15 protein-coding genes are annotated in these 19,302 nt (G+C 65.0%); 5 read left to right on the top strand and 10 right to left on the bottom strand.

The window, feature by feature from the left end; translation table 11 throughout:
• Positions 1-165 precede the first annotated feature (165 nt).
• The 7 genes from FJW07_RS16355 to FJW07_RS16385 form a co-directional block, all read right to left on the bottom strand.
• Complete coding sequence (locus FJW07_RS16355; protein ID WP_140707738.1) at positions 166-1,959, bottom strand: hydantoinase B/oxoprolinase family protein; 1,794 nt, start codon at positions 1,957-1,959, stop codon at positions 166-168.
• A gap of 26 nt (positions 1,960-1,985) precedes the next feature.
• The gene (locus FJW07_RS16360) at positions 1,986-4,046 is read right to left on the bottom strand and encodes a hydantoinase/oxoprolinase family protein (RefSeq protein WP_140857567.1); all 2,061 of its coding nucleotides are present in this window, start codon (positions 4,044-4,046) and stop codon (positions 1,986-1,988) included.
• A gap of 26 nt (positions 4,047-4,072) precedes the next feature.
• Positions 4,073-5,062 (bottom strand): ABC transporter permease, encoded by a 990-nt coding sequence (locus FJW07_RS16365; protein ID WP_226892192.1) that lies wholly within the window; start codon positions 5,060-5,062, stop codon positions 4,073-4,075.
• Positions 5,059-6,084 (bottom strand): ABC transporter permease, encoded by a 1,026-nt coding sequence (locus FJW07_RS16370; protein ID WP_140857569.1) that lies wholly within the window; start codon positions 6,082-6,084, stop codon positions 5,059-5,061. The genes FJW07_RS16365 and FJW07_RS16370 overlap by 4 nt, the downstream gene beginning before the upstream one ends.
• A complete protein-coding gene (locus FJW07_RS16375) occupies positions 6,081-7,568 on the bottom strand; it encodes a sugar ABC transporter ATP-binding protein (protein ID WP_140857571.1) in 1,488 nt (495 codons plus the stop codon). Before FJW07_RS16375 ends, FJW07_RS16370 begins: the two co-directional genes overlap by 4 nt.
• A 109-nt stretch (positions 7,569-7,677) precedes the next feature.
• Positions 7,678-8,736 carry a TMAO reductase system periplasmic protein TorT gene (gene torT / locus FJW07_RS16380; RefSeq protein ID WP_140707744.1) on the bottom strand — a complete coding sequence of 353 codons (1,059 nt, stop codon included), beginning with the start codon at positions 8,734-8,736 and terminating at the stop codon, positions 7,678-7,680.
• 255 nt (positions 8,737-8,991) lie between these two features.
• Positions 8,992-10,368 (bottom strand): aspartate aminotransferase family protein, encoded by a 1,377-nt coding sequence (locus FJW07_RS16385; protein ID WP_140857573.1) that lies wholly within the window; start codon positions 10,366-10,368, stop codon positions 8,992-8,994.
• 162 nt (positions 10,369-10,530) lie between these two features.
• On the opposite strand from FJW07_RS16385, the gene FJW07_RS16390 reads away from it, so the two are divergent.
• From FJW07_RS16390 to FJW07_RS16400, 3 genes are all read left to right on the top strand, one after another.
• Complete coding sequence (locus FJW07_RS16390; RefSeq protein ID WP_140857575.1) at positions 10,531-11,220, top strand: GntR family transcriptional regulator; 690 nt, start codon at positions 10,531-10,533, stop codon at positions 11,218-11,220.
• A 2-nt stretch (positions 11,221-11,222) separates the two neighbouring features.
• Positions 11,223-12,344 (top strand): NAD(P)/FAD-dependent oxidoreductase, encoded by a 1,122-nt coding sequence (locus tag FJW07_RS16395; protein WP_140857577.1) that lies wholly within the window; start codon positions 11,223-11,225, stop codon positions 12,342-12,344.
• Between the two features lie 183 nt (positions 12,345-12,527).
• Entirely contained in the window at positions 12,528-14,714 is a 2,187-nt protein-coding gene (locus FJW07_RS16400) for an alpha-ketoacid dehydrogenase subunit alpha/beta (RefSeq protein WP_140857579.1), read from the top strand.
• 3 nt (positions 14,715-14,717) lie between these two features.
• Here the strand turns inward: FJW07_RS16400 and FJW07_RS16405 are convergent, their stop codons facing one another.
• Both FJW07_RS16405 and FJW07_RS16410 read right to left on the bottom strand, forming a co-directional pair.
• Positions 14,718-15,485 (bottom strand): SDR family NAD(P)-dependent oxidoreductase, encoded by a 768-nt coding sequence (locus FJW07_RS16405; protein ID WP_140857581.1) that lies wholly within the window; start codon positions 15,483-15,485, stop codon positions 14,718-14,720.
• Positions 15,482-16,402 carry an aminotransferase class IV gene (locus FJW07_RS16410; RefSeq protein WP_140857583.1) on the bottom strand — a complete coding sequence of 307 codons (921 nt, stop codon included), beginning with the start codon at positions 16,400-16,402 and terminating at the stop codon, positions 15,482-15,484. The genes FJW07_RS16405 and FJW07_RS16410 overlap by 4 nt, the downstream gene beginning before the upstream one ends.
• Positions 16,403-16,559: 157 nt before the next feature.
• On the opposite strand from FJW07_RS16410, the gene FJW07_RS16415 reads away from it, so the two are divergent.
• On the top strand, positions 16,560-17,090 hold the full coding sequence (locus FJW07_RS16415; protein ID WP_140857585.1) for a VOC family protein: 531 nt from the start codon (positions 16,560-16,562) through the stop codon (positions 17,088-17,090).
• 81 nt (positions 17,091-17,171) lie between these two features.
• Positions 17,172-17,852 carry a GntR family transcriptional regulator gene (locus tag FJW07_RS16420; protein ID WP_140857587.1) on the top strand — a complete coding sequence of 227 codons (681 nt, stop codon included), beginning with the start codon at positions 17,172-17,174 and terminating at the stop codon, positions 17,850-17,852.
• Positions 17,853-17,867: 15 nt separating this feature from the next.
• Here the strand turns inward: FJW07_RS16420 and FJW07_RS16425 are convergent, their stop codons facing one another.
• Entirely contained in the window at positions 17,868-19,301 is a 1,434-nt protein-coding gene (locus FJW07_RS16425; RefSeq protein ID WP_140857589.1) for an NAD-dependent succinate-semialdehyde dehydrogenase, read from the bottom strand.
• Position 19,302 lies beyond the last annotated feature (1 nt).

Raw genomic sequence — 19,302 nt, forward strand, 5'->3', positions numbered from 1 at the left:
AATTCGAGGTCTCTCGCAGACCAGTTCCGCGCCTAAGCAATTCCAGGAAAAGTGTGAGCGGTTAAGTTCGGCGTCTTCGCCGTAACCTTCCGTCCGGAATTGCGTAAAAACAAAGGGATAGAGCGGTTCGCCGTTTCCGTGAAACGGTGAAACGCTCTATCGGAGTCAAACGGTTCTGAGGGCGGCTGTACGGGCTTCGTCGACCTTGAGCAGGCCAGGCTCGTCGGCATCGACCAGAACCACCTTGTAGACCGTCTCGGCATCCTCGCGGCTCAGCCAGCCGCGATTGACGGTTGCCGCGACACGCTTCGGATCGCGCCTCAGCGGGTCGCCGTAACCGCCGCCGCCGCAGGCGGTGAACTCGATACGGGCGCCATTCTCGATCGTCTCTTCGCTGAAGGCCGGCAACACGATCTTCTCGTCGGCCCGAAGCTTGATCGTCTCGCTCTCCTTGCCGTCGCCGCCCCCCAGCACGCCGCGCGGCGGGAAGCTGGTGCCGTCGGCGGCGTAGACGATCGTCATGTCGTGGTCGAGCGGATAGAAGACGCCGCCGGTCGCCGGCGCGCCCTCGAACTCGCCGAAACCCTGCGATCCAGGCAGCACGCCACGGCGCTCGATGACGATCGGATACATCGATTCGTCGACCTCGACCGAGTCGAGCTGAATGAGGCCGGCATTGGCCGGGCCGCAATAGGTCAGCCAGCCATCGAAGCCATGGCGGGCGCCGCCGCCGGCATAGCCGACGAAGACCTGGTTGACATAGGACTTGCCGTGCTTGAACGGATCCTCGCCGGAGATGACGCCGACGCCGGCCGGCAGGTGCGAGCCGCTCTCGGCCTGGCCGTAAGGCGCGCCCATGCGCGAAAAGACGCAGTTGCCGGCAATCATCAGGCGGTCGTTGACGTTGGTGGTGGCGACCGAAGTGCCGACCGGATATTTCGGCTTGCCGACGACGCTTCCCTCGCGCAGCAGCACCTTGATCTGCGACTTCGCGCCCTCATTGTGCGGAATGCTCTCGTCGAGATTGTTGAAAACGCCGATCCGGCAGGAGCCTGTTGCGGTGTTTTCCGACAGGTTGAGCCCGCCCGGCACATTGTCGATGTTGTCGCGCACGTCGACGACGATCTCGCCCTTTTCCGGATCGACATTGATCGTCACCCTGACCGGAATGCCTTCGTCGGCGACGCCGGGCACCGGGTCATGGCGCGTCTCGTAGCTGTAGCTGCCGGCCGGCAGCTTGGCGATCGCCGCCTTGGCGCAGCGCGCACCGTAGTCGAACCAGTCTTCGACGAAGCCGAGGATGGTGTCGCGGCCGTAGCGCGCGAACAATTCGCCGATGCGGCGCTCGCCGGTGCGGCAGGCGCCGATCTGCGCGCGCACGTCGCCCAGCCACATGTCCGGCACGCGGTTGCGCATCGTGCCGATGCGCAGGATGTCCTTCTTCTCCTCGTAGTTCTGCGCGACGCGCACGCAAGGGAAATGCATCCCCTCCTCGAAGATGTTCTTGGCGAAAGGGAGATAGGTCGACGGCACCGGCGCGCCGGTATCGGCGTGGTGCGACAGCGCCACGACCCAGAACAGCGGCTCGCCGTCGAAGAACACCGGCATCGCCATGATCAGGTCGGCGTGATGGGTGCCGCCGGTGTAGGGGCAGTTGTTGAGGAAGATGTCGCCCTGCGTGATGTCGTCGAACAGGTCGGTCAGCGGCCGCGTCGCCATGTCCATAGACATGACGTGGATCGGCAGCGCGTCTTCGACCGAGACCAGCCGATGATCGTAGGTCAGGATGGCGCAGGAGAAGTCGCGCGCGTTCTTGATCACGGCCGAGCGGCTGGCGCGCATGACGACCAGCGTCATCTCGCGCACGATCGCCTCGAAGCGGCTTTTCAGCACCGACATCAGAAAGGGGTCGACCCGCCGTTCCGCGACGTCGAGTTCGAGCCTGTTGATGGAGTCCATAGGATCGTTCCCTTGTGTAGATTTGACTAGGCGATGTTCACGACGAGATTGCCGTAACGGTCGATCTGGCCCTGGTGCTGGTCCTTGAGATAGGCGGTGAAGGTCTCGGCCTCGACCAGGCAGGGGCCGGCAACCTGCGCACCCGCGCGCAACTGCGCAAGTTCGTAGACCGGCACCGTTTCGACACGCCCGCTCTCTTGCTGGTAGATCCCGCGCTTGGCCTTCCGGTCGATGGCGCCGACCTGGTCGGGCAGCGTGTTCTTCTGCCAGATGTCTTGGCCGGAGCGCTTGCCGATGGCGCGCAGCTTCCAGGCCGTGAACTCGACGACGTCATTGTCGGCGCGGATCGAATAGATGCGCTCATGCATCTTGTGGAAGGCTTCGACTAGACCCGGCAGATCGCCCTCGGACACCATGCCGTCCTTTGCCTCGAACGGGACCTCGATCTCGAAGGACTGGTATTCGTAACGGCCGAGGAAGGAGAACTCGAACTGACGATTCTCCACCGCGACGCCGGCTTCGGCGAGGAAGTAGTTGCCAGCCTGCTTCAGCCGCTTCAGCGCATCGTTGACGCCGGCGACGTTGAAGTCGGCATCGGAGGTGAGCAGCACCGCGCTCTCTTCGGAGCGGATGTCGGAGATCAGGCCGCCGAAAGCGCTGAGGCCGGCCATGAAGCGCGGCACCATGTAGCGCTTCAAGCCGAGGATATCGGCCATCTCGGCGATGTGGATGGCGGTGGCGCCGCCGCCGCAAACGAAGAAGGAGTCGCGCGGATTGATGCCCTCGCGCACCGTGATCTCTTCGATCGCCGCCACCATGTTGTGATTGCTGGTGGTGTAGATCGCGTAGGCCGCCTCCTGCCGCGACACGCCAAGCCGCGTCGCGATCTTGTCGACCGCCGCCTCCGCCAGCTCGCGCTTCAGCTGCATCTTGCCGCCGAGGAAATAATCCGGATCGACGATGCCGAGCACGACATTGGCGTCGGTCACTGTCGGCTCGGTGCCGCCCTGGCCGTAGCAGGCAGGACCCGGCCGGGCGCCCGCGCTGCGCGGACCGACCTGCAGCAGGCCGCCTTCGTCGACGAAGGCGATCGAGCCGCCGCCGGCGCCGACCGAGCGCACGTCGACCTTGGGAATGCCGAGCGAATCGTCATGGATCATGCTGTCCGGCGTGACGATGATCTGGTGGTCGCGCAGCGCCGAGACGTCGAAGGTGGTGCCGCCCATGTCGCCGACGATGATGTCGGGCTCGTCGGACAATGCCAGCGCCGCCATCGGCGCCAGCGTCGGACCGGACATGACGCTGTAGATCGGCTTCCGGATCATGTCGGCCAAAGGCATCATGCCGCCGACGCAGTTGGCAAGCAGCAATTCGCCCTCGAAACCTTCCTCGTCGAGCGCCGTCTTCAGCTTCTCGATATAGGTGCGCACGATCGGGTTGATGGAAGCATCGATCGCGGCCGCGATGATGCGCTTGTACTCGCGCGGCATCGGGTTGATCTCATGGCTGAGCGTCACCGGGATGCCGGGCAGCTCCTGGTTCAGGATCTCGCGCACGGCGAGCTCATGCGCCGGATTGACCACCGACCACAGCAGGCCGACGGCGATCGCCTCGACGCCGAGACCGCGAAACTCGGCGGCGGCCTTGCGGACGTCATCCAGCGAAAGCGGCGCGAGCTCGCGACCGCGGGCATCGATACGGCCGGCGACGGTCTTGGTGAGATGGCGCGGCACATAGGGATCGGGATAGTTCAGCCGCCACTGGAAAGCGCCTTTGCGCGGACCTTCGCGCAAAACCAGTATGTCCTGGTGACCGGTGGTCAGGATGAGGCCGACCTTGACCGTCTTGCGCTCGACCAGCGCGTTGGTCGACACGGTCGAGCCGTGCACGACGAGGTCGATCTGCTTCATGAAGTCGGCGCCGCTCAGGCCGTAGCCCTCAGCCGCGACATGCAGCACGTTGATGAAGCCTTTTTCGAATTCGCCGGGCGTCGTCGGCGACTTGAAGATGGCGATCTCGCCCTTGCTGTTCGAGACAAGGCAGTCGGTGAAGGTGCCGCCGATATCGATGCAAACTTGATAGGCCATACGAGCTTCCCGAAGAGGTTGGAGTATCAGCGCCTGGCTTCGTCGCGATTAACGATCAGGCTGACGATGATGATGACGCCCAAGCAGATCTGTTGCAGATAGCCGTCGATCTGGACGAGGTTCATGCCGTTGGAGAGCACGGTGACGAACAGCGCGCCGAGCACGGCCGCGCCCACGCCGCCCTCCCCGCCGGAGAGGCGCACGCCGCCGACCACGGCGGCCGCGATCGCCTCCAATGTGAGATTGCCGCCGAGATTGGGCTCACCCGAGCCGGTGCGCGCGGTGAGCAGAAGCGCGCCGAGCGCGGCAAGCAGCGCGCATAGCGTGTAGGCCAGCACCAGCACCGGCACGGTGCGAATGCCCGCCGCGACCGCCGCCCTTGGATTGGCGCCGATGATGTAGAGGCTGCGGCCGAAGCGCGTCGCCTTGAGCACGAGGAACAAGAGCACGAACACCAGGGCGGCAATCCAGATCGGCATCGGAATCGAGAGCGGCGATCCCTGCGCGAATTCGGCGGTGAGGCTCTTCGGCAGGCCGGTAACGGGGAAGCCGCCGCTGATCGTCGAGGCGAAGGCCAGCACCATGTTGGCCATGCCGAGCGTCGTCACCAGCGGGTTGATGCCGATGCCGGCGATCAGAACGCCGTTGGCGAGGCCGATCGCACCGGCGATCAGCACCGCGGCGCCGACGCCGTAGAGGATCGAGACATCGCCGCCGCCCATTGCCACCATCGCCATCGAGGCGGCGACGCTGACCAGCGAGACGGTGTAGCCGAGCGAAAGATCGAAGCCGCGCGTCAGAAGCACCATGGTCTGCGCCATGGCGAAGATCGCAAGATAGCTCGCCTGCAGCGCGATGTTGCGGAAATTGCCGAGGGACAGAACACGCGGCTCGACCAGGCCGAACAGGATGAGGACAACGACAATGGCGATCGGCAGGCGCGCCGCGCGCAAGATCTCTTTCAGCGAAAGGCCGGAGCTCTGAGCCATCGGTTGTGTCTTGGCCTCCATGCTCATGACTGCCGCTTCCTCAGCAGAAGCCGTTCGATGGCCAAGGCTATGATCAAGACGGCGCCGAGCACCAGCGTCTGGTACTTGCTGTCGACCTGCACCAGGTTCATCGCGTTGGCGATGACCGACAGGAACAGCGCTGCGAGCGCCACCAGTTCTGCGCGGCCGACGCCGCCGCGCAGCGAGACGCCGCCGATGACGGCGGCAGCAATGGTTTCGAGCGCCAGGGTTCCGCCGATCGTCGACTGGCCGGAGCCGAGCCTCGACGTCATCAGGAAGCCGGTGAGCGCGGCGAGCAGGCCGGCAAGCATATAGGCCGCCATCAGCGTGCGGCCGGTGGCGACACCTGACAAGCGCGCCGAGCGCTGGTCGCTGCCGACCGCATAGATATGGCGGCCGAGCGCGGTGAAGCGCTGCATGACGATGCAGGCGGCAAGCACCGCCAACCCGACCCAGAGCACGATCGGCAGGCCCAGGAACTGGCCGCGTCCGACATTGGCGATGAAGGAGTCGGCCACGCCGTAGATCGGGATGCCTTGCGTGAAATAGAGCGCGATGCCCATCAGCACCGACATCATCGCCAGCGTCACCATGAAGGGCGAGAGCGAGAAGGTCGCCACAAGCCCGGCATTGACCAGCCCGACAAGCGCGCCGGCGCCGAGCGCGATGACCAGCGAGGCAAGGATGACGACCAGCTCCATGCCTGGGAAATAGCCGCTGCCGACTAGCATCACGGCAGCCGTCACCACCGAGGTCGCCGCCACCACCGCGCCGACGGAGAGGTCGAAGCCGCCGGCCGTCATCACCAGCATCTGCGCCAGCGACGGAATGAGCAGCAGCGCAAAATTGCGCATGACGTTGAGCAGGTTGAGCCGGTTGAGGAAGCGCGGCTCGATCAGCGCGGTCGCGACCACCGCCACGACCAGGAAGGTGATGACGATGCCGCCCTGCATGAGGAAGCGGTCGAGCCGGCTGGCGCGATGCGATGGCGCGTTGGCAACGGTGATGGTCGCCGTTTCCGAGCTCATGCGCGCCCTCCGAAATAGTGGGACAGGACCTGGGCTTCGCTGAGCTCGTGCTGGGCAAGCTCGGCGACCACCTTGCCTTCATGCATGACATAGACCCGCGACGCGAGATTGATCAGCTCCGGCAATTCGGATGTCGAGACCACGACCGAGGCGCCGGCCTCGACCAGCGATTTGATGAGGTTGTAGACATCGGCCTTGGCCCCGACGTCGATGCCGACGGTCGGCTCGTCGAACAGGTAGACGTCGAACGGTTTCATCAGCCCGCGCGCCAGCATCAGCTTCTGCTGGTTGCCGCCGGAGAAGGCCGACGCCTTGCGCTCGGGCGCTATGGGTCTCAGCGCAAGATTGGCGAGCGGCGTCTTGATCGTCTCGTTCTCGCGCCAGAATTTCAGCACCGGCCCGGACGACAGTTCCGGCAGGTCGAGCGAGCTCATGGTTGCGTTCTCGCGCGCCGAGCGCGCCAGCGCCAACCCCTCCGAGCCGCGGTCGGCCGGAAAATAGCAGACATTGGCGGCGAGCATCGACGTCGGCGTCGGCCGCTCGACAGCCTTGTCGCCCAGCATGATCGAGCCGGCCTCGATGGTCTCGAGGCCGAAGACGGCGCGGCAGAGCTCGCTGCGCCCGCAGCCGACGAGACCGGCAAGACCGACCACCTCGCCCGCCCGCGCCATGAATGACGCGCCGATGACGGAGCGCTTCTCGGTTGTAAGATCGCGCACCTCGAGCCTGGCCGGGCCGGGCTTGTGCTCGATCCTCGGAAACAGCTGCTCGACCGGACGGCCGACCATCATCTCGATCAGGCCCTCGTCCGAAATCTCGGCAGTGACAACCGTGCCGATCTTCTTGCCGCCGCGCAGCACGGTGACGCGGTCGGAGAGATTGCGGATCTCGCTCATGCGATGCGAGACATAGATGATGCCGACGCCGCGCGCTTTCAGCAGCGCCACGGCATTGAAGAGCTTTTCCGCCTCGCCATCGGTGAGCGAGGCCGTGGGCTCGTCGAGGATCAGCACCTTCGGCCGCATGCGCAACGCCTTGGCGATCTCGACCATCTGTTTTTGCGCCCGCGACAGGAAGGCGACCTTCTCGTCGAGCGGCAGATGGAAGCCGAGGCTGTCCAGCAGCTCCGCTGCCGCCTGGCGCATCTGCTTGCGCTTGAGGAACAGGCCGGACGACTGCTCGCGGCCGAGGAAGATGTTCTCGACCACTGTGAGGTCGGGCACCAGGCTGAATTCCTGGAAAACGGCGGCGATGCCGATCTCCTGCGCCACCTGCGGCGTCAGGCTGGTGATGGTGCGGCCATTGATGCGGTAGACGCCTTCCGCCCACGGGAAGGTACCGGCGATGAGATTGATGAGCGTCGACTTGCCGGCGCCGTTTTCGCCAAGCAACGCGTGGACCTCGCCCTCATTGAGGGAGAAGTCGACATTGTCGAGCGCGGCGATGCCGCGGAATCTCTTGGTGAACCCTGTAACTTCCAGCATCCAAAAACCCAAGGCTGGCGAGCTAAGTCGCCTGACCGCTTCCGACGAAGCGGCCAGGCCGGGAGGATCGCGATCCAACCGCGATGTGCGGGCCGCGTAAGCGGCTACGCTATTCGACCGAGAACTCGGGGCGCCAGTTGTCCGGCGCGAAGATCTGGGTCGTGTCGATCTTGTCGACATTGTCCTTGGTAACGATGCCGGGGGCAACCAGCAGGACCTTCTCGTGATCCTTCTTTTCCAGCGCGCGAACCGCGAGGTCGACGCCGATGCGTCCCATGATGACCGGATACTCGGTGGCGAAGCCCAGCACCGAGCCGTCCTTGACGGCCTTCAGCATGGTCTGGTTCTCGTAGGAGGACATGATCGTCACGTTGCTCAGGCCGGCGTCGGCGACGGCACCGATCGCGGCTTCCGCCGTCGGCGCGCCGCCCCAGATGACGTTGACGTCCGGATGGGTCTGCAGCGCATCCTCGACCAGCTTGAGCTGCGCCGGCACGCTGGCCTCGCCGAACATTTCGCCGACCAGCTTGATGTTGCCGGTCTTGGTGCTGTCGCGGAAGCCGTTCATGTAGGTTTCGGCCCAGCCGCTGCCCTGCGGGCCCGGGAACGCCACGGCGGTGCCCTGCTTGTCGCCGAGGAACTTCTTCACATACTCGCCGGTCTGAAAGCCCTTCTGGTAGAAGTCGGGCGTGATGCGGGCGGTGATCGGCGTCTCGAGAATCGGGTTGGCGACGGCGATGTTGACGATGCCCTTGCCCATGCCCTCGTTGATCTTGGCTGCCACGCCGGCTTCCGAGATCGCCGAGATCAGGATGGCGTCGGCGCCCGCCGCAACGCAGTCGTCATATTGCGAGATCTGCTTCGGCAGCGCGGTGTATCCACCCGCCTGCAGCACCGTCACCTTGACGCCCAGGCGCTTGGCCTCCTCGACGATGCCGTAGTCCACCGACACCCAGTAGCTGTCCTGCAGATGCGGAAAGAGCACGCAGAGCTTCCAGGGCTTCTCTGCCTTGTCGAGCGGCTTGTATTCGATCTCTCCCACGTTCTTGAGGTCGCCATCCTTCGCCGAGGCGATCTTGAACGGCCACCAGTCGGCGGCATGCGCCATTCCGGCCGACAGCACCGTCGCCGACAGCGCCAAAGCCAGTGACTTCTTCAATCCACTCATATCAGTCTCCCATTTGAACAGCTGCCCTTGAAGGGCCTGGAGTTGTTTGCCCGATCGACCGGTTTAGTCCGGCCAGTTTTGTATCCAATCTGCCACTTCTTCGTTGGCATTTCAAACTTCAAACGCTGAATTTCGCGTAAATGTATCCATTCAGCCTATTCAGCTCACACAATCCGCAACTTACATCTTATATCTTATGTGTCAATGCACGATGGGCCGCTCACCCGACAGGGCGTTTCGACTGCATAGGCTGGCTTAGCCCTGCGCCCGAACCTGCGGCAGGGCGGCGTCGAGCGAACGCTCGAAAGCATCGACCAAGGCGTCGACCTGCGCTTCGGTGATGATCAGCGGCGGACAGAAGGCGATCGCGTCGCCCATATTGCGCGAGATGACGCCGTTCTGCTGCAGAAAGCCGTTGACCAGCGCGCCGAGCGCCGCCGGCTTGCCCCACGGCGCTTTGCTTGCCTTGTCGGCGACGAGCTCGACGGCGGCGATGAGACCGACGCCGCGCACTTCGCCCACCAGTGGATGCGAGGCGAGCTTGTTGAGCCGCGCCTGCAGATGCGCGCCGACCGTGCGCGCATTGCCGACGAGGTCGCGCTCCTCGATCAGCTTGATGTTCTCCAGCGCCACGGCCGCGGCGACCGGATGACCGCCGCCGGTGAAGCCGTGGCCGAAGGTGCCGATGCGGTGGCTCTCGTCGGCGATCGGCTCGAACACCTTGTCGTTGATGATGAGCGCCGAGATCGGCAGATAGGAGGAGGAAATCTGCTTCGACAGCACCATGATGTCGGGCTTGATGCCGAATGTCTGCGATCCGAACATCTCGCCGGTGCGGCCGAAGCCGCAGATGACCTCGTCGGCCACCAGCAGGATGTCGTATTTCGACAGCACCGCCTGGATCTTTTCCCAATAGCCGGCGGGCGGAACAACGACGCCGCCGGCGCCCATGATCGGCTCGCCGATGAAGGCGGCGATCGTTTCAGGCCCCTCGGCAAGGATGAGTCTTTCCAAGTCATCGGCGAGCCGCGCGGAGAACTGCTCCTCGCTCTCGCCGGGCTGGGCGTCGCGCCAATGATGCGGCGTCGACGTGTGCAGGATATTGGCGATCGGCAGGTCGAAGGAGAGATGATTGTTGGGCAGCCCGGTCAGGCTCGCCGAGGCGATGGTGACGCCATGATAGCCGCGCTTGCGGCTGATGATCTTCTTGCGCGCCGGCTGGCCGAGCGCGTTCGACCGGTACCAGATCATCTTGATCGCGGTATCGTTGGCCTCGGAGCCGGAATTGGTGAAATAGGCCTTGCTCATCGGCACCGGCGCCATCTGCACCAATTGCTCGGCCAGGTCGATCAGCGGCGAATGCGCCTTCGAGCCGAAGTCGTGATAGAAGGGCAGCTTCGACATCTGCCTTGTCGCAGCATCCACCAGACGCTTTTCCGAGAAGCCGACGGCGACGCTCCACAAGCCCGCCATCGCCTCGATGTAGCGATTGCCTGCAATGTCCTCGACATAGATGCCATCGCCCTTTTCGATGACCAGCGGACCCGTCTCCTGATGCTTGCGGGCATTGGTATAGCCATGCAGGTGATAGCGGATATCGCGGGCTTCGGGGGAATTCGGTCTGGCGTCCATCACGGCTCCTGTCTGCAGGCGTTCAAGCGGGAATTGCCCTGCCTCCCCTCGTCCTAGGGTCGCAGTTCCCTCTTGCTTTATGCTGTTTGATGCATCATGTTTCTTATAAGATATACTGTCAAGCCCCTTTGGGCCGACAGCCAAAAATGGGACGGGAACGGCATGGCGAGCTTCAGCTTCGAAACGCTCGAGCGCGAAAATCTCGGCGAGACCGTCTATGCGCGCGTCGCCGAGGCGCTGGTCAAGGGACGCTTCGCGCCGGATGCCAGGCTGACCATCCGCGACCTCGCCCAGTCGCTCGGAACCAGCGTCACGCCGGTGCGGGATGCGATCCTGCGCCTGATCCAAGACGAGGCGCTGGTGCAGAAATCGGCGCGCGAGGTGCGCGTCCCCATCATCACGCTGGAACGCTATCGAGAGATCCGCCAGATCAGGCTGAAGCTCGAAGGCCTCGCCGCGCGCGAGGCCGCGCTCAAGGCGACAGCCAGGGATGTCGAGCGGCTGCGCGATCTGATTGCCCGCAACGAAAGCGCCATTACCGACAGGAATTGGACGGAAGCGCTGGAGCTCAACCAGACCTTCCATTTCGCGCTTGCCGACATCGGCGACATGGTTGTGCTGCGCGGCATCCTGAACCGGCTATGGCTGCAGATGGGTCCCCTGATTGCGGAATCCTATCATGAAGGCGGCCGCACCATGATCGACAATCACCACGCGGTGCTCGCCGCGGTCGAAAGGAAGGATGCCGATGCCGCCGAACATGCGATCATCGCTGACATCACCGAGGGCGGAAACGTGATTCTCGAACGGCTGTTCAGCAGGCGCGCCGCCGACACGGCCAAGGCAGGCTGAGAATGGAACAGATCGACTGCATCGTCGCCGGTGCCGGCGTCGTCGGTCTGGCGATTGCGCGCAAGATGGCCGCGCGCGGCCTGGACACGCTGATCGTCGAGGCGGCGGATGCCATCGGCACCGAGACGAGCTCGCGCAATTCGGAAGTGATCCATGCCGGCATCTACTATCCGCAAGGATCGCTGAAGGCCCGGCTCTGCGTCGCCGGCCGCGACATGCTCTACCGCTACTGCGCGGAACGCGCGATCCCGCATCGGCGCTCCGGCAAGCTGATCGTCGCAACCGACGAGGCCCAGGAACCCGTTCTTGCCGCGATCCGGGCCAGCGCCGCAGCCTGCGGTGTGGAAGATTTGCGCTTCGTTTCCGCCGCTGAAGCGCAAGCCCTGGAGCCGGCGCTTCATTGCACGAAAGCCCTGTTATCGCCCTCCACCGGCATCATCGACAGCCACGCGCTCATGCTCGCCTTGCTCGGCGACGCCGAGGAACGCGGCGCCATGCTGTCGCTCAACACGCGCATCGTTTCGGGCCGCATCGATGCCGGCCGCATCGTGCTCCAGACGATGGACACGGCAAGCGGCGAGGGTTTCGAGATCGCCACGTCGCGCCTCGTCAACGCGGCCGGCCTCGGCGCCGTTGCGCTGGCGGGCTCGCTCGAAGGCTTCGACCGGCGGTTTTTGCCGACGCTTCGCTACGCCAAGGGCAATTACTTCTCGGTGGTGGGCCGGGCGCCCTTCTCGCGGCTGGTCTACCCGGTGCCTGAACCGGGCGGGCTTGGCGTCCACCTGACACTTGATCTCGGCGGCACGGCTCGGTTCGGGCCCGACGTCGAATGGACGGACACGCTCGACTACCGCGTCGATCCGGCGCGCGGCAAACGCTTCTACGATGCGATCCGCAAATACTGGCCGGATCTGGCCGACGACAGCCTGCAGCCGGCCTATAGCGGCATTCGGCCGAAACTCTCCGGCCCCGGTGAAGAAAACAGCGACTTCGTCATCCAGGATGCCACGACCCATGAGAGCTCCGGGCTGGTCAATCTGTTCGGCATCGAAAGCCCCGGCCTGACCTCCAGCCTGGCGATTGCCGAACATGTGACACGCATTCTCGCGCCTGAGGCGGACTGACGGCGCCGACGCGCAGCATTCAAGGCCGGTCGGTACCCGCGCCTACCGCGACGAAAGCTGACATATTCATTGTATCCAATGGCAAACCTGTTTTGGCAATTTTCGCCTTTCAAAAGGCAATAAACGTCTCTATCGTATCCAATACGCTTCTCAACCCAGCCGCGAGCCCGCCAGGAAGTCCTGATGCCCGACTACGCAACATTGGCCCCATCAGCCCCCTGGCGCGAACTGCGCACGACACGCGCCGACTGGGACGACGCCGATCCGGCCGCGCTGGAATCGATGCTGGTTTCGGCCCATCTCATCCGCGCCTTCGAGGAGAAAGTGCTGGAGCTCGCCGGCCAGGGCCTGGTGCACGGTCCGGCCCATTCCGCGGTCGGCCAGGAAGGCGGCGCCGTCGGCTCGGCCGCGTTGATGCGCGCTGGCGATCAGATCAATGGATCCCATCGCGCGCATCACCAGTTTCTCGCCAAGTCGATCCGTTATGTCGCGCCCGACGGCCTCTTGCCCGCAGCGGAGTTTTCATCGGAAATCCGCGGTCTGGCCCAGAGGTCGCTCGCCGAGATCCTCGGCCTGGCGCAAGGCTTTTGCCGGGGACGCGGCGGCTCGATGCATCTGCGCTGGGCCGAGGCCGGCAATCTCGGCACCAACGCGATCGTCGGAGGCGGCGTGCCGCTGGCGGCCGGTGCCGCTTGGGCGCACAAGCGGGCCGGCAAAGGCGACGTCGCCTTTGCCTATTTCGGCGACGGCGCGGTCAACATCGGCTCGGTGCTGGAGACGATGAACATCGCCGCCGCCTGGAAGCTGCCGCTCTGCTTCTTCATCGAGAACAACCGCTATGCCGTCTCGACCCATGTCGAGGAAGCGACCGCCGAGCCGCGCCTGTCGGCACGCGGATCGGCCTTCGCCATTCCCGCTTGGAAAGTCGACGGCATGGATCCCCTCGCCGTCTATCTTGCGACGAAGGAAGCCATGGAGCTGATGCGCAACGGCGGCGGGCCGGCCATCATCGAGGCTGACGTCTATCGCTACTTCCATCAGAACGGTCCTCTGCCCGGCAGCGCCTTCGGCTATCGCGACAAGGCGGAGGAAGCGGCCTGGCGGGCGCGCGACCCGCTCGACCGGCTGGCGAGCGAAATGGAACAGCGTCAGATCATCGGCAGCTCGGGCGTTGCCGCTCTGCGCGAACGCGCGCTTGCGCTGATGGCCGATGTCGCCGCCGAACTCGTCCAGCAGGTGGACGGCAAGAACCGCGTCAAGCCCGCGCTCTGGCCCGACGAAGGTTTCCGCGACCACGGCATACGCGGCGACCTCTCAGAATTCGCGAGGACGCGCACCGAGGAATTGGAAACCTTCGGCGGCGCGATCGACGGCAGCGCCAAATTCATCGACGCCGTCGCCAACGTCATGCAGCGCCGCATGGCGACGGACGACCGCATCGTCGTCATGGGCGAGGATGTGCACCGGCTGAAGGGCGGCACCAATGGCGCGACGCGCGGCCTTGCCGCCGCCTTCCCCGACCGGGTGCTCGGCACGCCGATCAGCGAAGCCGCCTTTACCGGGCTCGGCGGCGGCATCGCCATGGATGGCCGCTATATTCCGGTTGTTGAGTTCATGTATCCGGACTTCATGTGGGTGGCCGCCGACCAGGTCTTCAACCAGATCGGCAAGGCGCGCCACATGTTCGGCGGCGATATCGACGTGCCGCTGGTGCTGCGCACCAAGGTCGCCATGGGCACCGGCTACGGTTCGCAGCACTCCATGGATCCGGCCGGCATCTTCGCCACCTCGCCCGGCTGGCGCATCGTCGCCCCTTCGACGCCCTTCGACTATGTCGGCCTGATGAACAGCGCGCTGCGCTGCAAGGACCCGGTGCTCGTCATCGAGCATGTCGATCTCTACAATTCGACCGGACCGGCGCCGATCGACGACCTCGATTATTTCATCCCTCTCGGCAAGGCCAAGGTGGTGCGCCAGGGCACGGCCATGTCGATCCTCACCTACCTCGCCATGGTGCGGCCGGTGCTCGAGGCGGTCGAACGCCTCGGCGTCGAGGCCGAGGTCATCGACCTGCGCTCGCTCGATCGCGCCGGGCTGGACTGGCAGACCATCGAAGCCTCGATCCGCAAGACCGGCAATGTGCTTGTCGTGGAGCAAGGCGCTCGCGGCACGTCCTATGGCGGCCTGCTCGCGGCCGAGATCCAGAACCGCTGCTTCGACTGGCTCGACCAGCCGGTCCAGCGTGTCCATGGCGGCGAAGCCTCGCCGAGCATTTCCAAGGTGCTCGAGGGCGCCGCTTGCGCACGCCCCGCCGACATCGAGCGCGGCTTGCGCCAGGTGATGGCCGACCAAGGTCGGCCGCTTGGCTGAAAGTCAAGCCTTCGGATCGTCGCGCGGCGTCATGAAGCCGGCGGTCTCGCCGCCGTCGACGCTGAGCACCGCACCGTTGACGAAGTCCGCCGCGGGAGACAGCAGCCAGCCGACCGCCTCCGCGACATCTTCCGGTGTGCCGAGGCGCGCCGCGGGAATGCGCTTTTCCAGCTTCTCGCGCCGGCCCGGAATGGCCAGCGTCTTTGCCATCATCTGCGTTGCGATCTGACCCGGGCAGACAGCGTTGAAGCGCACCTCCGAGCCGTATTCGAGCGCCAGCGCTTGTGTCAGGCCGATCAGCGCTGCCTTGGAGGCGGTGTAGATCGCAAGCCCTTCCTCGCCGACCAGGCCGGCCACCGACGAGATCGTCACCACTGCGCCGCGCGCGGCCCGCAGGCCCGCGAGCGCATGACGCGTGAACAGATATGCCGAGGTCGCGTTGGCCGTCATCGTCCTGTTCCAGTCGTCGAGCGTCGTCCGGTCGAAGGCGCCGCGCCCGCCGGCGCCGGCATTGTTGACCAGGCCGGCGATACACCCCCAGCCGAGTTCCAGCGCGACATCGACCGCCCGCTTGCAGTCGGCCTCGCTGGTCGCGTCGCCGGCGGCGAAGACCGCATGGGGAACCGCTGCAACTACATCATCGGCGGCGGCCCGGTCGCGCCCGGTGAAGACGACCCGCGCGCCATCCGCCGCCAGCCGCTCGACGCAGGCCGCGCCGATACCGCGCGTGCCGCCGGTCACCAGGAAGACACGTTGTGCTTGCGCGCTCATGCGGCCGTCTCGTAACTGACCGGCGTGCAGAGCGGACCCGCCCTGTGTGCTGCCCAGTAAAGATCGTGGATGCGGTTGGTGATCGGTCCGGGCTTGCCGTTGCCGTAGATGCGGCCGTCAAGCACCGTCACCGGCATAATGCCGCCGGCGGAGCTGGAGATGAAGATCTCGTCGGCGTCGCGCAGTTCCTCGATCGGCAGCGGCCGCACCTCGCAGGTCACGCCTGCTTCGCCGGCCATCTCGATCACCGTGCGGCGCGTCATGCCCTCGAAGACGCCGCGGTCCGGCGTCGCGATGACGTTGCCCTTCACCGAAAAGACGTTGAAGCCCGCGCCTTCGGTGACATTGCCCTTGCCATCGTTGAGCACGGCGACGACGGCGTCCTTGTCGTAGGCCTCGAAGATGCCCATGGTGAGATCGAGCCAGTGGAAATTCTTGATGCGCGGATCGAGCGATTCGGGCGGGATGCGCTGCACCGAGCTCACCACCATCTTCAGCCCGTCGCGGCGCTGCTCGTCATTGGCGATCCAGACGAAAGGCTGCGCGAAGGCATAGAACCGGTTCTGGCAAAGCCGCGGATCGCGCGTGCCTGCCGGCGGCACGCCGCGTGTGCAGGTCATCTGCACATAGGCGTCGCGAAGTCCGCTGCGGCGCACGCATTCGACGAGGATATCGGCCATTTCCGCCTTGGACAGCGGCAGGCTCATGCGCAGGCCGCGCATCGAAGCCAGGAAGCGCTCGAGATGATCGTCGAGCCTGAAGAAGCGGCCCTTCCAGACATGGGTGACGTCGTAGGTCGAATCGGACCGGACGAAACCCCGGTCGGTGATCGGGATCGTGGCCTCGGCGAGCGGCACGTAGCTTCCGTTGACGAAGGCTATGCCCAATGCGGGATCGTAGGCTGTCCTGTCGTTCATGCAAACCTCCTCCAAAGCGGTGCTAGTATTGGATACAATGACTTCGATTTATTCGGCCAGAACGGCTATTTCTCTTGCCAACGACCATCAATTGGATACGCTTCCGCAGGAATTGCGAGACATCGTACCGATCATGAGCATGGAAGCGACGGATACCATGAAAGGCCTGCCCGGGCTGCGCGGCACCGAGCATATCGGTTTCACCGTGCCCGACCTCGACGAAGCCGTCCGTTTCTTCGTCGAGGTGATCGGCTGCGAGCCGTTCTACGAGCTCGGGCCTTTCCACTCCGACGGCGACTGGATGGAAACCCATCTCAACGTCCACCCCCGGACGGTGATGAAGCGGCTCAAATTCCTGCGCTGCCGTCACGGCTCCAACTTCGAAATCTTCGAATATTCCGCCCCCGGCCGGAACGGCACCCAGCCCCGCAACAGTGACGTCGGCGGACACCACCTCGCCTTCTATGTCGACGATATCGGCGAGACTGTCGCCTATCTCAGATCGCATGGCGTGCGTGTGCTCGGCGAGCCGACGGTGCGCATCGAGGGGCCGAGCGCCGGTCAGAGTTGGGTCTATTTCCTCAGCCCCTGGGGCATGCAGCTCGAGCTGGTCTCCTTTCCCAAGGGCAAGGCCTATGAGCGCGAGACGGACCGCCGGCTCTGGCATCCCGTCAGCCCTCATCTGTGAGTGGTTGGTTCGTGCCGATTCCCACCCGCTCGCCGATGCACTAACATCTTCGGGATCGACATGATGCGGGGAATTGAGATCATGGCCGGCAGACGCACAAGCGGCGGAACCGAGGGCAACGGCGCCGCCCTGGCCAGCGGCCGCGTCACCGATGCGCTGCGCGACGCCATCCTGTCGGGGCGGCTGCGGCCGGGCAGCCGCGTCCGCCAGGAAGAGCTCGCCGAAGAGTACGGTATCAGCCGCATTCCGGTGCGCGAGGCGCTGAGGCAGTTGGAAAGCGAGGGGCTGGTCATCCTCGTGCCCAACAGCGGCGCCTGGATTTCCAAGCTCGACCGCGCCGAATGCATCGAGATCTACAAGATCCGCGAGCGGTTGGAGCCGCTGGCGCTGTCCGAAAGCAGCGCCAACCTTTCGCCCGAAACGCTTGCGCGCCTGGAAGACCTCGTCTCGCGCATCGAGGCCACCGACGGCATCGACGAGTTCCTGCAGCTCGACCGCGAGTTTCATCTCCTGAGCTACGAGGGCGCGCGGATGCCTCAGCTCGTCCAGATGATCCACAAATTCTGGAACACCACCCAGCAATACCGCCGCGCTTTCGCCGCATCGGTCGGCAAGGGCGGCATGGCGGCGGTGCATCACGAGCATCGACTGATCCTAGAGGCGCTGAAGCGTCGCGACGGCGAACAGGCCGGCCTCATCCTCTACGGCCACATCCGTCGCACCCGCCTGCAGCTCGAACAACACACCGAGATGTTCGCCTAGCCCAGGCGCGAACCACTAGAATCCCGCCTGGCTGATGAACTTGGTGACGAGATAGGCTTCCAGCGCTTCCGAGCCGCCTTCGGAACCGTAGCCGCTGTCCTTCACGCCGCCGAAGGGCACTTCCGGCAGCGCCAGGCCGAGATGATTCGTCGTCAGCATGCCGGTCTCGATCTCCGCGCCAAGCACGGTCGCCGTCTTCAGCGAACGGGTGAAGGCGTAAGCCGCGAGCCCGTAGGGCAGCCGGTTTGCCTCGGCCACCGCCTCGTCGAACGTCGCGAACGGCATCGCCAGCGCCACCGGACCGAATGGCTCCTCGTTCATGATGCGCATCCCGGGGCGCAGGTCGCTGAGCACGGTCGGCTCGAAGAAAGCGCCCTTGTTGCCGATGCGCTTGCCGCCGGTCTCGAGCTTGGCGCCCTCGGCCACCGCTTCGGAAATCATCGCCTCGACGGCTTGCAGCCGCCGTTCATTGAGCAATGGCCCCATGCGGGTGCCGTCGGTCAGCCCGTCGCCGACCTTGATGGCGCGCGCATGGCCGACGAGCTTGTCGACGAACGGCGCGTAGGATTTGTCCTGGACAAGGAAACGCGTCGGCGAGACGCACACCTGGCCGCCATTGCGGAACTTGGCAGCCGCCAGCAGGGCCGCCGCGTTGTCGAGGTCGGCGTCGTCGAAGACGATCGCCGGCGCATGCCCCCCGAGTTCCATCGTTACGCGCTTCATATGCTGGCCGGCGAGCGCCGCGAGTTGCTTGCCGACGGGGACGGAGCCTGTGAAGGACACCTTCCGGATCACCGGATGCGGGATCAGGTAGCTCGAAATCTCCGGCGGGTTGCCATAGACGAGATTAAGCACGCCGTCTGGAAGCCCAGCGTCCTTGAAGGCGTCGGCGAGGCAGGCGGGCGAGGCAGGCGTTTCTTCCGGTGGCTTGACGATGATCGAGCATCCGGTGGCGAGCGCGGCGCCGATCTTGCGGATCGTCTGCGACACCGGGAAGTTCCACGGCGTGAACGCCGCGACCGGCCCGACCGGCTCGCGCACGACCAGTTGATGAACGTTGCTGGCTCTCGCCGGCACGATGCGCCCATAGGTGCGACGCCCCTCCTCCGCGAACCAGTCAAGGATATCGGCCGAGGCCAGAACTTCGATCGTCGCCTCGCTCAGCGGCTTGCCCTGTTCGAGGCTGAGCAGGCCGGCGATCCTGCCGGCACGCTCGCGCATCAGCCGTGCGGCTTCTCGGATCACCTTGCCGCGCTCGAAGGCCGAGACCTTGCGCCAGACCTTGAAGCCGCGTTCGGCTGCTGCGAGCGCCCGGTCGAGATCGGCGGCGCCAGCCACCGCAACCGAGCCGATGACTTCGTCAGTGGCGGGATTGCGAACCTCGAGCGTCTTGCCGCCAGCCGCCGGTCCCCACTTGCCGTCGATGAAAAGCTCGACTTCTGGGTACATG

The sequence above is a fragment of the Mesorhizobium sp. B3-1-9 genome, assembly GCF_006439595.1.
Classification (GTDB): domain Bacteria; phylum Pseudomonadota; class Alphaproteobacteria; order Rhizobiales; family Rhizobiaceae; genus Mesorhizobium.

What these genes read in the sequence shown, in the direction of transcription:
- FJW07_RS16355 (WP_140707738.1), bottom strand. Translation starts at nt 1,959, where the DNA reads ATGGACTCCATCAACAGGCTCGAACTCGACGTCGCGGAACGGCGGGTC.
- FJW07_RS16360 (WP_140857567.1), bottom strand. Translation starts at nt 4,046, where the DNA reads ATGGCCTATCAAGTTTGCATCGATATCGGCGGCACCTTCACCGACTGC.
- FJW07_RS16365 (WP_226892192.1), bottom strand. Translation starts at nt 5,062, where the DNA reads ATGAGCATGGAGGCCAAGACACAACCGATGGCTCAGAGCTCCGGCCTT.
- FJW07_RS16370 (WP_140857569.1), bottom strand. Translation starts at nt 6,084, where the DNA reads ATGAGCTCGGAAACGGCGACCATCACCGTTGCCAACGCGCCATCGCAT.
- FJW07_RS16375 (WP_140857571.1), bottom strand. Translation starts at nt 7,568, where the DNA reads ATGCTGGAAGTTACAGGGTTCACCAAGAGATTCCGCGGCATCGCCGCG.
- torT (WP_140707744.1), bottom strand. Translation starts at nt 8,736, where the DNA reads ATGAGTGGATTGAAGAAGTCACTGGCTTTGGCGCTGTCGGCGACGGTG.
- FJW07_RS16385 (WP_140857573.1), bottom strand. Translation starts at nt 10,368, where the DNA reads ATGGACGCCAGACCGAATTCCCCCGAAGCCCGCGATATCCGCTATCAC.
- FJW07_RS16390 (WP_140857575.1), top strand. Translation starts at nt 10,531, where the DNA reads ATGGCGAGCTTCAGCTTCGAAACGCTCGAGCGCGAAAATCTCGGCGAG.
- FJW07_RS16395 (WP_140857577.1), top strand. Translation starts at nt 11,223, where the DNA reads ATGGAACAGATCGACTGCATCGTCGCCGGTGCCGGCGTCGTCGGTCTG.
- FJW07_RS16400 (WP_140857579.1), top strand. Translation starts at nt 12,528, where the DNA reads ATGCCCGACTACGCAACATTGGCCCCATCAGCCCCCTGGCGCGAACTG.
- FJW07_RS16405 (WP_140857581.1), bottom strand. Translation starts at nt 15,485, where the DNA reads ATGAGCGCGCAAGCACAACGTGTCTTCCTGGTGACCGGCGGCACGCGC.
- FJW07_RS16410 (WP_140857583.1), bottom strand. Translation starts at nt 16,402, where the DNA reads ATGAACGACAGGACAGCCTACGATCCCGCATTGGGCATAGCCTTCGTC.
- FJW07_RS16415 (WP_140857585.1), top strand. Translation starts at nt 16,560, where the DNA reads ATGAAAGGCCTGCCCGGGCTGCGCGGCACCGAGCATATCGGTTTCACC.
- FJW07_RS16420 (WP_140857587.1), top strand. Translation starts at nt 17,172, where the DNA reads ATGGCCGGCAGACGCACAAGCGGCGGAACCGAGGGCAACGGCGCCGCC.
- FJW07_RS16425 (WP_140857589.1), bottom strand. Translation starts at nt 19,301, where the DNA reads ATGTACCCAGAAGTCGAGCTTTTCATCGACGGCAAGTGGGGACCGGCG.